This is a genomic window from Rhizobium sp. BK008 (assembly GCF_014197345.1).
Taxonomy (GTDB): Bacteria; Pseudomonadota; Alphaproteobacteria; order Rhizobiales; family Rhizobiaceae; genus Rhizobium; species Rhizobium anhuiense.
In genome coordinates this window covers 276,739-292,452 of sequence record NZ_JACIFK010000001.1, presented here as the reverse complement: position 1 = coordinate 292,452, position 15,714 = coordinate 276,739, and the positions used below count along the sequence as shown (strand labels likewise).

Sequence of the window (15,714 nt, the reverse complement as noted above, 5' to 3'; positions counted from 1 at the left end):
GGAAGCATGGGCTGGGCCGGCCGCAACTCACTCGGGAGGACATTATGAAGTCTATTTTCAAATTGATGGCCGGCGCTGCCATCCTCGTTTCCGTACATACCGCTGCCATGGCTGCCGATCTCGTCGTCGGTGTTTCCTGGTCGAATTTCCAGGAAGAGCGCTGGAAGACGGACGAAGCCGCCATCAAGAAGGCTCTCGAAGCCAAGGGCGCCAAGTATATTTCCGCTGACGCGCAGTCTTCTGCCGCAAAGCAGCTCACCGACGTCGAATCGCTGATTTCGCAAGGCGCCAACGCGCTGATCATCCTCGCTCAGGACTCCGACGCAATCGGCCCGGCCATCGAAAAGGCCGCTGCTGAAGGCATTCCGGTGGTCGGCTACGACCGCCTGATCGAAAACCCGGCTGCCTTCTACATCACCTTCGACAACAAGGAAGTCGGCCGCCTGCAGGCTGAAGGCGTCTTCAAGGCCAAGCCGGAAGGCAACTACGTCTTCATCAAGGGCTCGTCTTCGGACCCGAACGCCGACTTCCTGTTCTCGGGCCAACAGGAAGTGCTGAAGGCCGCGATCGACGCCGGCAAGATCAAGAATGTCGGCGAAGCCTATACCGACGGCTGGCTGCCGGAGAACGCCCAGCGCAACATGGAGCAGTTCCTGACCGCCAACAACAACAAGGTTGACGCCGTCGTCGCTTCGAACGACGGCACGGCCGGCGGCGCGATCGCAGCGCTCGACGCGCAGGGTCTTGCCGGCTCCGTTCCGGTTTCCGGCCAGGACGGTGACAAGGCGGCGCTGAACCGCATCGCTCTCGGCACGCAGACGGTTTCCGTCTGGAAGGACAGCCGGGAACTCGGCAAGCGCGCCGCAGAAATCGCTCTAGACCTCGCCGGCGGCAAGGACATGAGCAAGATCGACGGCGCCCAGGCTTTCAAGGGCGGCCCGAAGGGTGTTGAAATGCAGTCGGTCTTCCTGAAGCCGCTGGCGATCACCAAGGACAACCTGAACGTCGTCATCGACGCCGGCTGGATCTCCAAGGCGGAAGCCTGCCAGGGCGTCAAGGCCGACACCGTCGCTGCCTGCAAGTAAGCCGCGGCTGTAATTGAAATTGCCGGCGCCGCAGCGCAACATCGCTGCGGCGCCGGACGCGGATGAGAATTCCAACGACGAAGTTTTCTCCGCCTCGCCGCACCATCGCGGGTTTTCATTCCCTGCCGGAAGGGTGTCGCGACGCCACGCGACCGGTTTCCGCAAGCATCGCGATGGTTAGTTGAAGAACAGACGCATGACGCCGATGGCAGATTCGGGCACGCCGGCGCGTCCGTCCAAACACAGTGGGGGAACGGCAAACCCATGGCCGAAATGGTAAAATCCACAACATCAAGCGGGCCGCGAACGGCGGAAGCCAATCCGGTGACCCGCTTCTTCCGCGCCACCGAGATCGACACACGCCTGCTCGGCATGATCGGCGCGCTCATCATCATCTGGATCGGTTTCCACATCATCACCGGCGGCCTGTTCCTGACCCCGCGCAATCTCTGGAACCTCTCGGTTCAGACGACCGACATCGCCATCATGACGACGGGCATGGTGCTGATCATCGTCACCCGCAACATCGATCTTTCGGTCGGTTCCGTGCTCGGCCTCTGCGGCATGATCATGGGTGTCACGCAGGCCAAGATCCTGCCGGAATATATCGGCTTCGACAGCCCCTTCACCTGGGCGATCACGCTGCTGATCGGCATCGCAGCCGGCTTCCTGATCGGCGCCTTCCAGGGCGTCATCATCGCCTTCCTGAACGTTCCCTCCTTCATCGTCACCCTCGGCGGCCTGCTCGTCTGGCGCGGCGCGACCTGGCTCGTCACCAGCGGCCAGACGGTTGCGCCGATGGACCAGACCTTCCGCATCATGGGTGGCGGCGCCGAAGGCTCGATCGGCGCCACCTGGAGCTGGATCGTCGGCATCGCCGCCTGCCTCTTCGTCATCGCCAGCATCATCGGCTCGCGCCATCAGCGCCGCCGCTTCGGCTTTCCGCGCCGGCCGATCTGGGCGGAATATTTCCTCGCCATCCTCAGCTGCTTCCTGATCCTCGGCGCCGTCTCGATCGCCAACAGCTATTACTGGCCGATCAATATCGCCAAGAAATATGCCGAGACCAACAATATCCCCTGGCCGGAAACGGGCCTCGATATTCCCTACGGCATCGCCGTGCCGGTGCTGATCGCCATCGTGGTCGGCATCATCATGACCTTCATCGCGACACGCCTGCGCTTCGGCCGCTATGTCTTCGCGATCGGCGGCAACCCCGAGGCGGCCGAACTCGCCGGCATCAAGACCCGCTGGGTGACGGTGCGCATCTTCGCGCTGATGGGTGTACTCGCAGCCATCGCGGCGGCGATATCAACCGCCCGCCTCAACGCCGCGACGAACTCGCAGGGCACGCTCGACGAGCTCTACACCATCGCCGCCGCCGTTATCGGCGGAACGTCGCTGGCAGGCGGCACCGGCACCATCGCCGGCGCCATGCTCGGCGCGCTCGTCATGCAGTCGCTGCAGTCGGGCATGGTGCTCGCACATGTCGACACGCCGCTGCAGAGCGTCGTCGTCGGCACCGTCCTTGTCGTGGCGGTCTGGCTCGACACCGTCTACCGCGCCCGTGCCAAGTGAGAGGAGCCCTGGATATGGCTGATCAACGCACTCCCCTCGTGGAACTGAAAAACATCTCGATCGCCTTCGGCGGCATTCACGCCGTGGACAATGCCTCGGTCGATCTCTACCCCGGCGAAGTGGTCGCCCTGCTCGGCCATAACGGCGCCGGCAAGTCGACGCTCATCAAGATCCTCTCCGGCGCCTACAAGCGCGATGGCGGCGAGATCCTGATCAACGGCGAGCCGGCCGACATCCGCAATCCGCGCGATGCCAAGAAATACGGGATCGAGACGATCTACCAGACGCTCGCCGTCGCCGACAATGTCGACGCCGCCGCCAACCTCTATCTCGGCCGCGAGCTGAAGACCCGCTGGGGCACGCTCGACGACGTGGCGATGGAGGCCTCGGCCCGCGAAGTGATGGGGCGGCTCAACCCCAACTTCAAACGCTTCAAGGAGCCGGTGAAGGCGCTCTCGGGCGGCCAGCGGCAATCGGTGGCGATCGCCCGCGCCATCCTCTTCAACGCCCGCATCCTGATCATGGACGAGCCGACGGCAGCGCTCGGCCCCCAGGAGACGGCGCAGGTGGGCGAACTGATCAAGCAGCTGAAGAAGGAAGGCATTGGCATCTTCCTCATCAGCCACGACATCCACGACGTCTTCGACCTCGCCGACCGCGTCTCGGTGATGAAGAACGGCCAGGTGGTGGGCCACGCCCGCACCGAGGACGTGACCAAGGACGAGGTGCTGGGCATGATCATCCTCGGCAAGGTGCCGCCGAAAGCCATCCCCGGCCCCGGCGCCATGCAGATCTGACCGCCACCAGGCGACAGCCCACGACAACAACGCTCCGCCGCCCGCAAGGCCGGCGGAGTTTTTTATGCGTTCTCACAGGCTGACGGATAAAAACACCCGCCAAACCGCAAGCATCGGTATTTCTGAGAATTTCGCGATTGAAGCCGGCCGCAAGCTAGGCTAAGAACCACCCATCGGACAGGCGATTCAAACCGCCTTCGGCATGCACCCGTAGCTCAGCTGGATAGAGTGTTGGATTCCGATTCCAAAGGTCACAGGTTCGAATCCTGTCGGGTGCGCCACCGTTTTGAAGTCTGCATCGCCACATAAGCGTGGACTGAACACCGCTAAGCGTGGATTTTGAACGCATAAGCGCGGACTGGGGAAAGCAGCCTGGAAACGCCGAAAGGCGTTTTGTGCGAACCTCTGCCAGTATGACGCCCCTCACCAGAAGTGAAATCAGGCTCTACTTCCCAAGACTGACACACGCGGCTGCGAGGTGACTTCCTCCACCGAGGACGCCACGCCACCTCTGGGCGAGCGCGATCAACTGCCGCAATCACGATGGCGCATGTAGAAACGATTGGCTAACCATCCGGCTCGGAATCAGGGCTTTCCGGCAGGGGATTTCTGTCTTCTCTTGCTACTCGCCTTACGTGCAGAAGCAGACACGGGCCGCCAAGGCGTTAAGACTGATACTTCAAGAAAATTCACGGATGGAAGTCGAACCGATGGCCTCGGTGGCGCCGTCTGTCCTCCTGATGTATCCAATTCGAATCCGCCAAAGTAAAGAGACACTCGACTTGCCAAAGGCAATCTTTACTTAAGAATTAATTGTTAACGGCACTTCCGGCAAGGACTCCCGTGCTGTCAACAATATGGAAAGCAAAGACTGGCATTGTGAGTGACATCCAGCTTCCGTCTCGCGTTGCTCATAGCGGCAAACTTTCGAAGACGTGGGATTCAAGTGATCCCACGCAGTTGAAGAGTAGGCGAGCACTTGGCATGTAAGTATCGAGAAACAAGGCGATTTCTGCCCGTCTCGCGGTCCCGAAGGCAGTTCCCTCCGATAAAAGATCGCAGTATGCGTCGAATCTTGTGGAGTATTGTTGAAAGCAAGCACTCACTTCGCTGCGAAAGGGCGAGAACCGGATACGTTGGTTGCAGTGATTCGCCTCAATTAATCTAGCGAGAATTGCATGGCCAAGGGCACGACAGCAAAGACCGGGGGAACCTCCAAGATCCGTTTCATCATGGTCGAGGCAGAGATTGCCGATGGCGACATCGGGCAGATCACCCAGGCGATCCAGAACGCCCTGAAAACGTCGTCTCCGGTGACGACCCAGCGCATTGCCGGCCCCAGCGTCAAGGCCGTCGCTCGCGAGGCTGAGATCGACGCAGACGACGAAGTGGAAGAAGCGGAGGTCGTTGAGATCGAGACCACTGTGCGGGCGCCGAGGCCGAAGGTGCAGCGCGCCGCCAAGCCTGCTCCCGAGGTCCTCGAGCTTGATATGACTTCCGGCACGTCGCTCGCAAGCTACGTCCACGGGACGAATCCCAAGAGCAACAACAAGCGTTACCTGCTGATTGCGGCCTGGTTCAAGGAGCACCGGGAGACACCGGCCGTGACGGCCGCCCATATCTACACTGGGTTTCGAACCCTGAAATGGCCTGTAAACATCCCGGACTTCGCGCAGCCCCTTCGCGATCTGAAGTTCGCGAAATACATGACCGCGCCCGAGAAAGGCCACTACGCCATCAACCACCTCGGCATCGCCGAGGTCGAGGCGATGCTCTCAGGCGGCGATTGATGCTCCTCGTCGATTTCGTGCAGCAGGTCGATGGATTCGACGCGCTCTCACCGAAGGAAAAGATCAAGGTCTTCGGCTGGTATCTTCACGTCCACAAGGGGTTGGCCTCGTTCGACAACGAGGCCATTAGGACGTGCTTCAAGCAGCTTCATCTGACGTCGCCCGACGTATCGGTTTACTTGCCGCGTATGGCCTCCGCGAAGCCGCCGGAGCTTCTGAAGGAGCGGAGCAGATATCGTCTGGCGCGCAGCGTGCGTTCGGAACTCGACAAGAAGTATGGCGTGCATCAGACCGTGGTCCAGGTCAGCAAGCTTCTGTCCGATCTCCCGGACCGCGTGCCGGACATTGCCGAACGCGCCTTTCTGCGCGAAGCGCTGGCATGCTATCGGGCGGAGGCCTTCCGCGCCTGTATCGTCATGTCCTGGAACCTCGCCTTCGATCATCTCCTACGATGGATTCTTGCCGACACCACTCGCCTTGCGGACTTCAACGCGGCGATCCCGCGGCGTTTCCCAAAGAAGGTCGGCATCTCGGTATCGTCCATCGACCATTTCGAAGAGCTGAAGGAAGCGGAGGTCGTCGACGTCTGCCAGAATGCGTCGCTGTTCTCGAAGAACACCACCGAAATTCTTCGGGAAAAGCTCAAGAAGAGGAACATGGCGGCTCACCCCTCGCAGGTGGCTATCCAACAGTCTCAGGCTGACGACGTCATCACCGATCTGGTCAACAACGTCGTTCTTACCTTGGTGTGACGCTGAGCGATGAAGCTGCGCTCGGCGGGCCTTGAAGAATGCCATCGGGATCGAGCAGCAGATATGTCGGCCGGCGCAAAAGTAGGACAGCATAACCTCTGAGGTGGTGCGGAGGTGAAAGATCACGTCTTGATCTTCAACTCCTGGTAACCCACAAATCATAAGTTGCTTATGCAACGCAGGGGGGAATCGGTTGCGTCTATCAGAGTTTTCAGATGGAAGGCTTCGGGAGGAGTTCGAGCGCGGACGGGGAAGCCTTTCGACGCTTGAAGCTATCAACCTCGAACTGAAGGGGCGCGACTCGGACGAAGCGTTTGACCTTCAGCTCGAAGTCGTAAGCGTTCTGGCAGTTCTTAGGAAAGCCTCCACGGGCACATCAGGTCCGGCCGACGCCCTCGCACGCTGGACTTCGTCTTATCTGTTCCGACGGAGCCTACAATCGCCTGACGGGCGAGCTCTGCATCGGTACCGAATGAGCGATGGCGAATACGACGAAGTTCGCGACCTTCTACGCAATTCCACCAATCGACTTCAACAGGAAGACGGGGTCGCTGCGAGCGTGTTCGTCGTTTTCTGCGCCGAGTGGTTTAGGCGGGAAGCAACATCGCTATTCCTGCGATGGGACCAATTGAATTCCGAGGCGCTCGACGCGATTCCGCACGGCACGCGCCGCCGTCTTGCGGCAATCGGGTTGAAATTTTGGCGACGTGAACTTCTACGATCCGAAGACGCACGCGAGTTCCTGCTGACCCTTGCGCTCGAAGGAGGGATCTCGGCACACGTCATCGGGCAGGGCGGATCATCGTGGCTGTCGGACTATCTTCGGACTGTCATGCGGTTTGCACTTTCCGACGCCGCAGCCGAACACGTCAGAGGATATGCTCACGACATGTCCTGGATGGTGCGCGTGTCGTTCCGACAGGAAGGATTCATTGATCTCTGCTGCGAGCTGATCATGAAGCTCGTTGAATGGCGCCGGGCAGCGGATGCTGCGCCCATAGGCATCGATCCGGTATCGTATCTCGATGCGCAGAACCCGGATTGGCGGAACTCTCTTCCCATCCACGTTCCACCCGACAACGAGAAGATCGCCCGCCGCCTTTTGGGAGGACTACTTTCAGAGAAGGCGGGTTCTGTCGTGGCCTCCGGCATCACCGTCGAGCGATATCTGTCCTATGACGGGGAGCGCTGGCTACCAGCGGCCCTGCTGAATGCAGAGGGCGAGATACCCGCCGCGAAGCTCCCCGGTCTTTCGACGTTCGGCAGATGGAAGGCCAGCCCTTCTGGCGACCTCGCAAACTTTCTACCAAGCCAGATTGCACTCTTCGAACCTCCGACGGACGACGATCCGACATGGCGTGTCCGGCCAGTGACGCCACTTGGCAAGCTCCTGGTGGGTCTCGAATTTGATCGAAACATCTTGGTCAATCTCACTTGCGGATCGGAGGCAGTCCCGTTCGCATGGCCGGGTGGCTCAGGTTCCCGGTCTCCGATCATGTCTTTCCTGCCCGAGAACGCCTCTGAGGATGGTGAGCCGAAAAAGCTGCGTCTCGTGAAAACTGGGTCGGCGAGCTTACCGGCATCGAAGGTTTATGTGCTTGCCCCCGCCGGATGGATAGCTGTGCCTGGCGAGGGGTCTCCCACCGGACGGCAGTGGCCGGCAATCGGAAGGCGCATTGTCCACGAGGTGATGGGAACGACGTACTTCATGAAGCCCGGTGCAGGTTCGGACGAACGGTACCGGGTCGAAGCTGGCAAGGACGAGCGTCAAGAAAGCCTCGAAATCTCCGGTTCCGGCTCCTCGACCATAGAGACGACCGGCGACCTGGAAATCATGGTCAGTCCGGTGAGCTTCGGAATCCATGGCATCGGAAGCCTTCGGCAGACGCGAGCCGGAGAACTTCGCGTCCGTAAGACAGGTGAGAATTGGCGCGAACTGACCGACAGAAGGATCTCGACGCCGGGAGTTTACGAGATATCTTGGCGCGACCCGGTCGCCGATATCCAGCTCGAAAGGCGAAAGATTGCCATCGTTCCAGCAGGCGCTCGAATCCTTGGGGAAATGCGGAGTTCGACACTCGGCGCTATTGTGCTGGATCGCCTTCCGGGATGGGACATCGACGTCACCGAGGCTGGCGTTGAAACCCAACGGCAACCCGACGAATTGCATTTCACCTTCAATGGCCGTCCTCGCTTCCGGATTTCGGCCTCGCTGCGGTCGCCGGGGGGAAGACCTTTCGATGTCCTCATACAACTGAAGGCGCGGCAGGCTTCTATTGTGTTGAGCGACGGGTCGGTTGTTGCTCCCGGCCAGGAGATTGACATAACCGCGCTCCGCGGCGCGGTCGCGGCATCGCCGCACGCGACGGCATTGACGCTCTCCACGCGCAATGCGCGATCAAGCTCTTTGCAGTTCAGGTTCTCGGGAGAGTTTCCGCTCGCGGCGCTCAAACCTGTCGTCGAAGAGTTGATGGCCCCCATGGCCGACCAAGACGCCATGCTCGAGCTGGAGTTCATAGGTGACAGCCGCAAGCCGATAAAGCTCAAACAGTACCGCTACCCTCGCCCAGCGTTCGTCCATGGCGCTGTGGTGTTTGGCGCCGAGTTCATCGAGACCCCCGTGGTCCGAATGATTCTGAAGCCGGATCGCGAGCATCTTCTCATGCGGTCGAGCGAGGGAAATTATCTCATACCTGACTGGTGCGAGGGGCCATGCCTTGTCTATCTTCGAGACGGTCCCGACGTCGTCGCGCGCCCACTTCTGGTGATCCTACCGGTACGAGGACCGACGAGCTCTCCACTCATGTCGGCCCTTGCGGAGACCAACGTTCCCTCACGTGTGGCTAAGATGGCGACTGTACTTACTTCCTTCGAGGACGGCAAACTTCCCGTCCCTGATGTTCGTTACCTTCACTCGCTTGCCTGCGGCCTCAATGGGCTTCCCGCAACGGTGTTCGACATCCTGAAGGAAATTGCTCGCCGACCCCGAGCGTTGTTAAGGCTGCTGACGTCGGCCGGCAGCGATGTGGAAAGGCAAGCGGTCTGGTCCCTTCAGGAGAAGCTGCCGTTCATCTGGCTGACGCTTCCGACAAAGGATTGGCAGGCGGTCCTCGCATCGGAATTCGACGGTCTCTTGGAGGCGCTCGCATCGCTTCCGGATAGCACTCGCAACGAACTGATCGTCGGGCACTTCAAGAACCTGCGCGAAAAGCTCGTAGCGCTGGAACCTGCCCTTGATCTCAGGTTCGACCAGCTCGGCGTCGGGTCGGTGACGTTTCCTACGCTCCATCGCGCGCTTGAAGGGTACGTCAAGGATCAACGGATGTACGACGACGATAGCCAACACGACCCTTTCCAACGAAATCTCGTCCTCGAGCATCTGATCGAAGCCGCGATCAAATTGCCACCTGAGTTCGATAGATTCAGCGTGAACGACTTCGAAGGTATGGCAGTGCCCGCTGCGCTGGCCGCTGTCGCGGTCGGCCGGCTTACCCTGACGTCGCAATGCGAACTCGTGCTTCGCAAGACGCTGCGAGAGCATGGTCGCTACATCTCGTCTGCATATCCTCATCTTCTCCGCTTTTACGAGGTTCGTACTTGAAGCCCTTCTCGACACTTTCGCAAATCCGCCGCCGTTCCGCCGAGGCAATCATCTCGCAGGCGAACATTCGGGATCTCGCCCTAATCGAAGAGCTTCGTAGGAAGTTCAACTCGGCAGATGCATCGAATGGCGGATTGCTGCAGGAGCCCGTGATCGAGGGTGCCCATCCGTTCGTTCCCGCCGAAGTAAACATGGGGAACGTCTCAGCGTCTGTTTTGAATCCTCAGCTCGTCGCGGCCCTCGACGCCCTCCCGGCCGGCGACTACCGCTTTCCGAAGACACGTCTCCCATTCAGGCACCAGTTGCAAACGTGGCAGCATCTCTCAAATACGGCGTCGCCCCAGTCCGTGCTTGTCACATCGGGGACGGGTTCGGGAAAGACTGAGTGTTTTCTGTTCCCAATCCTGAGTGATCTAGTATCCCAGCTCCCTTCCACGACAGTTCCATTGGAAGGCGTTCAGGCGATCATGCTCTACCCCCTGAACGCCCTCATCGAAAGTCAGAGAGAGCGCCTTTCGGCCTGGACGAAACCGTTCGGCGGGAAGATTCGATACTGCCTCTACAACGGCGACCTCGAGAAGTCCCTCCCTGCAAGTGACCGCCGGGCAAAGCCCGAGCAACTGATCGATCGCGAGCAGCTTCGTGACAGTCCGCCTCCGGTGCTCGTCACCAACGTCACCATGCTCGAGTACATGCTTGCTCGATCCGAAGATCAGCCAATCATCCAGAAGTCGAGGGGCAAACTGAAGTGGATCGTGCTGGACGAGGCGCACTCGCTCGTCGGCGCGGCTGCAGCCGAAATCGCACTTCTTCTTCGTCGAGTTCTCCTGGCATTCGATTGCAAGCCAGAGGACGTCCACTTCGTCGCGACATCGGCGACGATCGGCAGCGGGAACGATGTTCAGAATCAGTTGAAGCGTTTCCTAGCCGATGTGGCTGGCATCGCCGACGCGAACGTCCATGTGGTGGAAGGCAAGAGGCAGCTTCCGGAGCGCCCCGTTAAGCGCAGCAAGCTACCCGCCAAGGCGCAACTTGAGACGCTCGACGCCGGGGAGCTTTTCACTACCCTGTCGGCCGACGAGTCCGTTTGGAATTTCATCGAGAAGAAGCTTTTCGAGAACCCGCAGCCTTTGGCAGAGTTTGAACGGGTCGCACGGGGCGTCGGTCTTGATGCCGACGATTTTCTCGACGTCCTCTCCCAGGCGGCTCGGCCTCATCCCAAGACGGGCGAGGATGAAAGACTTGCTCCGATGAGGATCCATAGTTTCGAGCGGGCAGTCCCCGGCATCTGGAGCTGCGTGAATCCGCAGTGCCGTGGCTCGGCGGACGGCTGGTCCTTCGGCACAATTTTCCTGGACAGGCGAGACGAGTGCCCCACATGCGACGCGCCGGTCCTCGAGGTGATTAGTTGCAACGACTGCGGGGAAGTTCTGCTCGAAGGAGAGCAGGATGCAGGGAAAGATCGAATCCTTCCCACTCGACGTGTCGTGGACAAAGACGAATTCGAGTTTGAAGCTGGTCGCGATGGCGATGATGGGGAGGACACAGAGGATGACGAGCCGCAAGATACCGAACCATCGGCTCCTTCGGTCCAACAGAAGATCCTGGTCACCGGCGTAGCCAGCGGTCGCTTCCGTCCAATGCATCTGTCGACGAAAGATTGGCGCATAGCGCCGTTCCAGACGGACGAAACAGTCGCGATGGCATACGAGCTGAAAGGCGACTCCTGCCCGTGCTGTGCTACGAACGCCCCCAAGGGAGTGATAGACCGGTTGCTCCGTCCGATGCGCTTCGGCGCCCCGTTCATGATTACGAATGCCGCTCCGATCCTTCTTGAGGGAGTCGATGCGAGCCATGAAGAAGACGCCGTTCCTTCGCAGGGTCGGCGTCTGCTCTCTTTTACAGACAGCCGGCAAGGCACGGCTCGGATGTCGGCAAAAATGCAGGCCGAGGCCGAACGAAATTTCGTTCGCTCGTTCGTCTACCATTCAGTGCAGCATTCTCTTTCCGCGGGAACGGGAGCCGACACCAGCAAGCTCGAAGCCGACATCGCAGGCCTGGAGGCGGTCCTTGCCGCCGCGCCGAACGTGACTGTCGAAAATCTGCTCGCAAAGATGAAGGAAGACCTTGTCAAAGCGCGTGGCGGTAACTCGTCGGGCATTCAATGGCAAGATCTCGTTGAGAGGCTCGCCCGCCGTCCGGAAGTGGAACGATGGATGAAGGACGTGTGGGAACCCCGAGACGGACGGTTCTTCCACGACAGCGTCAAGCTTGCCGATTTCCTGCTCATGCGTGAGTTCGCCCGCCGTCCGCGCAAGGCGCTTTCGATTGAGACGCTCGGATTGGCACGGCTTAGATTCGCGGCGATCGACGACCAGCAGGTGATGCCATCCGCCTTCACTCGCTACGGCAAGACGATCGAGGAATGGCGGGCGTTCCTATACGCGATCACGACGTACTTCATGCGCGCGAACGCTGCGGTGGCGGTGCATTCTGAACTGATGCACTGGATCACCCCTCGGGCGAAGAACAAGTATTTGCTCGGACCGGGGCAGAAGGCCAGCGGGGACAAGCGCTACAAGGCATGGCCGTTCGCTCCGAAGAACGCTGCGACCCTTTCTACGCCCCAGATATTGCTGATCAACGGCCTCGGTTTGGATATCTCAAACCAGGAGCACAAGGCCGATATAGAGGAGTGCTTCGACCGCGCATGGCATCAGCTCCAGCCGCTATTCAACAGCGATCCAGAAAACCGGGCGCTCGACATACGCAAGGCGTACATCGCTCCGATGACCGAGGGGTTCCTTTGCCCCCTCACCCGTAGAATTCTCGAAGGCGCTCCATTCGGGCTGAGCCCAGTGTCTCGGGCGTCGAGGCACGCCGCTAGGCGCAACGCTGATCGCGTCCAGCTACCGGCGCTTCCAAGTATTTTGCTTGGCAACGTCGACATCGACGCAAACCGGGCTGTGATCAAGGACTGGCTTGAGCAGGCGGGTCAGATCAAGAAACTTCGCGACGATGGTGCCTGGAATAACATCTCCGACCGCGTCGCGATGTTCGCCGACTATGCGCGTTCCGCCGAACACTCTGCTCAGCAGGAGAGCGCTTTGCTACGGCGTTACGAAGAACAGTTCAAAGCCGGCGAGATCAATATCTTGAACTGCTCCACCACGATGGAGATGGGCGTCGACATCGGATCGGTCTCAACCGTGATGATGACGAACGTACCCCCATCGATCGCGAGCTACAAGCAGCGCGTCGGCCGGGCGGGCCGCCGCGGACAACCGTTCTCGCTGGCATTCACGTTCTGCCGAGACCGACCGCTCGATCGGGAAGCGTTTCTTTCCCCCGCCGGATACCTCAACAGGAACCTAGCCGCCCCAAAAGTCGCGCTCAGTAGCCGCCCGATCGTCCAACGGCACGTCAACGCCCATCTCCTCCGACGGTTCATGCTCGACCGTGGGGGGGATCCAATTCGCATGATGATCGGGCCGTTCATCGGAACGCCGGCCGTTGTCGGTGAAAAGAGGGTCGCGCTCGATCAACGACCTGTCCACTCCTTCAAGGAATGGCTCGCGGCCCCATCGACGCTCAAGATAGTATCGCCCGACCTCGAGAAGCTGGTCAAGCACTCCGTTCTGGAGGGCGAGACGACCCTGGTCGACACCTGCTCTCAGATCATGTCGGACTTGGAATCAGGTTTCGAGAGCGAGTGGGAAGGTCTTCAGGCTCTCGCCAAAGACGAAGGTGTGAAGGACGCCGGCAAGAGCAGGATGGCCCTTGAACTCAAGCGGCTCTGCGATGAATTTCTGTTGAGCGCCCTGGCGGACAGAGGTTTTCTACCGGGTCATGGATTCCCGACGGGCGTCGTCACGTTTCTTCCGCACAAGCCGCGGAGCGACGCGCCACTGGACGGAAGAAGAATGACACGCCTTACCGGGCCGCAACGATCGCTCGATCTCGCGATAAGAGATTATGCTCCCGGTTCGGAGATCGTTCTTGACGGACTTGTGCACAAGTCGGCAGGCGTCCTCCTGAACTGGAAACGTCCGGCCAGCGAAAGTAACATTCGAGACGTGCAGAGCCTGAAAGTACATTGGACATGCCGGCGATGTGGGACGAGCGATACCAGCCGTACGGAACTCAACGAGTGCCCGGTATGCGCTGGAGCGGTAACGAACTCTCCCTATCTGAGACCTGCGGGGTTCTCCGTGGACGTGCGCGACAAAGCGCATGCAGAGACGGACATTGTTTCCTACGTAGCACCAGAAGAACCAAGCGTTTCCGTCAGGGCGAGCCCTTGGACATCGCTGCCGATCCCGGATCTTGGCCGCTATCGCAGCAGCCGTGAAGGCGCTGTTTACTACAGCAATCGCGGTCAGATGAAACACGGATATGCGCTGTGCCTGCACTGCGGCCGGGCGTCTCCCGACTATCCGAGGCTGGACAACGGGGACGTCGATCAGACCGTAGCTTCACCACTCGCCCTCCATGCACCACTCCGCTGGAAAAAGGGCGAGAACGCACAGGTCTGCGAGGGCAATGGCAATGCATGGGCGGTGAGACGCAATCTCGATCTAGGATATGAGATTTCGACTGACGTTTTCGAACTCCAGCCGGCTATACCCTCGACGAAAGCCACCGCGACGGCGCTGGTTATCGCGATGCGAGAGGGTATAGCGCGTATTCTTGGCATCGAAGCTGATGAGATGGGTTACGCAACGCAGACGGCGGACGCACAGTTTGGAACGCGCTCGCGTTCAGTGCTAATATTCGACCGCGCGGCGGGTGGCGCTGGGTTTGCGGCATCGATCGCTGATCGGCTTCCGCAGGTTCTCGCGGAGGCTCGCAACGTCCTGGATTGCCCGAACACCGGCTGCACTACGGGTTGCGCCGCGTGCGTCCTGGTGCCGGACGCACCGTTCGAAGAAGGAACTCTTGACCGCCGCTCGGCACTCAGCTTCCTGGATCAGCATCTCTCTTTCCACCATGCCCTGCCCGACGAAGATCGGATATCGAAGGACGCGGTGATTTCTATCAGCGTCGAGGACGAGGTCGCTCGGGCGTTGCGGGAATCCATCAAACCATCGTTACGGCTCTACCTTCCGGGGACGACTGATCTCGGACAGCTCGCAAACTGGCCTGTAAACGCAGCATTGGAGAGATGGCTGAGCCACAGTAGCGAGATTGTCTTCGTCGTCCCGGAAATCCTGCTGCGTCGAGGGAACAACGGTGATCTGATTGCCTTGTATGACTTGGGTCTGCGCTATGCGAAAGCAGGCAGGAACTTTCCCATACACGTTGGAGCGCCTCTCACACTAGGCGCCGGTGCCGTTGCAGGTGTCGTCGTGACCAGTGGTAGCAAAAGCACGGCGTGGGCGACACGGGATCCGGCCTCTTGGGAGGTGCCGGCGGACTGGGGGCAGCCCGCCACTTTTCCAATCGTTTACGGAACGGTCGATGGCATCGCGCACACAACGCCGCTCGATAAGTCCTTGCTGCTGCCTTCTCCAGGGTCGAAGTTTGACACGATCACTACAGAACTCGACCGTGGTCTGACGTTGTTCGGCGGAGCGATGGCAAATCGCATTCGTGGCCTTCTGGAAGAACTGGGGGTCTCGGCAAACCGTAAGCTGACGTCGGTCACATATACCGATCCCTACGTCAAATCGCCACTCACGGCAAAAATGTTCATCGACACTGTAGCTGCTTTGGTGAAGGGGGCTCCATCTCATTCCGTGTTGTTGTCGACAAGCGCCCCAGGAGGAAAGTCAGGCCTTCCGTCGCGTCTTCACGAAGATTGGCGAGACGCTAATCTCGCGCAAGCCGTGATCACCGAATATGCGGCCTTGAAGGGCGTGTCGTTGACGTTGCGGTTCGAGCAGGTTCCACATGGTCGCTACATGAAGCTGATCTTTGACGATGGAACCTCAGCCACCGTCGTATTCGACCAAGGATTCGGAGCATGGCGAGTCACGTCTACTGGAAACCAGTCACAACACGACTTCCGTGCTGGCCCTAAACGTCAGGCAGAAGCGCTCGCACGATCCAGCGCCTCGGTTGGCAAGGGTGGTTTTGGGCCAACCTACCTTATTGCTGCGAAAACGTAGT

7 protein-coding genes and 1 tRNA gene are annotated in these 15,714 nt (G+C 59.8%); all 8 read left to right on the top strand.

Annotated elements, in window-relative coordinates; translation table 11 throughout:
* The first annotated feature begins 44 nt into the window (after positions 1–44).
* The 8 genes from xylF to FHT69_RS01310 all read left to right on the top strand — a co-directional run bounded on the left by xylF (position 45) and on the right by FHT69_RS01310 (position 15,713).
* Positions 45–1,085 (top strand): D-xylose ABC transporter substrate-binding protein, encoded by a 1,041-nt coding sequence (gene xylF, locus FHT69_RS01345; protein ID WP_047614359.1) that lies wholly within the window; start codon positions 45–47, stop codon positions 1,083–1,085.
* A 264-nt stretch (positions 1,086–1,349) separates the two neighbouring features.
* On the top strand, positions 1,350–2,663 hold the full coding sequence (locus FHT69_RS01340) for a sugar ABC transporter permease (protein WP_063474454.1): 1,314 nt from the start codon (positions 1,350–1,352) through the stop codon (positions 2,661–2,663).
* 14 nt (positions 2,664–2,677) lie between these two features.
* Positions 2,678–3,460 carry an ATP-binding cassette domain-containing protein gene (locus tag FHT69_RS01335; protein ID WP_047611477.1) on the top strand — a complete coding sequence of 261 codons (783 nt, stop codon included), beginning with the start codon at positions 2,678–2,680 and terminating at the stop codon, positions 3,458–3,460.
* A gap of 204 nt (positions 3,461–3,664) precedes the next feature.
* Positions 3,665–3,741 (top strand) — tRNA-Arg (locus tag FHT69_RS01330).
* 897 nt (positions 3,742–4,638) lie between these two features.
* Positions 4,639–5,250, top strand: coding sequence for a hypothetical protein (locus FHT69_RS01325; protein WP_183904805.1), 612 nt, complete (start codon positions 4,639–4,641; stop codon positions 5,248–5,250).
* Positions 5,250–6,002, top strand: a complete 753-nt coding sequence (locus FHT69_RS01320) for a hypothetical protein (protein WP_183904804.1) — start codon at positions 5,250–5,252, stop codon at positions 6,000–6,002. Before FHT69_RS01325 ends, FHT69_RS01320 begins: the two co-directional genes overlap by 1 nt.
* A gap of 343 nt (positions 6,003–6,345) precedes the next feature.
* Positions 6,346–9,603, top strand: coding sequence for an STY4851/ECs_5259 family protein (locus FHT69_RS01315; RefSeq protein WP_409527529.1), 3,258 nt, complete (start codon positions 6,346–6,348; stop codon positions 9,601–9,603).
* Positions 9,600–15,713, top strand: coding sequence for a DEAD/DEAH box helicase (locus FHT69_RS01310; RefSeq protein ID WP_183904803.1), 6,114 nt, complete (start codon positions 9,600–9,602; stop codon positions 15,711–15,713). Before FHT69_RS01315 ends, FHT69_RS01310 begins: the two co-directional genes overlap by 4 nt.
* The last annotated feature ends 1 nt before the right edge of the window (position 15,714 follow it).

What these genes read in the sequence shown, in the direction of transcription:
- xylF (WP_047614359.1), top strand. Translation starts at nt 45, where the DNA reads ATGAAGTCTATTTTCAAATTGATGGCCGGCGCTGCCATCCTCGTTTCC.
- FHT69_RS01340 (WP_063474454.1), top strand. Translation starts at nt 1,350, where the DNA reads ATGGCCGAAATGGTAAAATCCACAACATCAAGCGGGCCGCGAACGGCG.
- FHT69_RS01335 (WP_047611477.1), top strand. Translation starts at nt 2,678, where the DNA reads ATGGCTGATCAACGCACTCCCCTCGTGGAACTGAAAAACATCTCGATC.
- FHT69_RS01325 (WP_183904805.1), top strand. Translation starts at nt 4,639, where the DNA reads ATGGCCAAGGGCACGACAGCAAAGACCGGGGGAACCTCCAAGATCCGT.
- FHT69_RS01320 (WP_183904804.1), top strand. Translation starts at nt 5,250, where the DNA reads ATGCTCCTCGTCGATTTCGTGCAGCAGGTCGATGGATTCGACGCGCTC.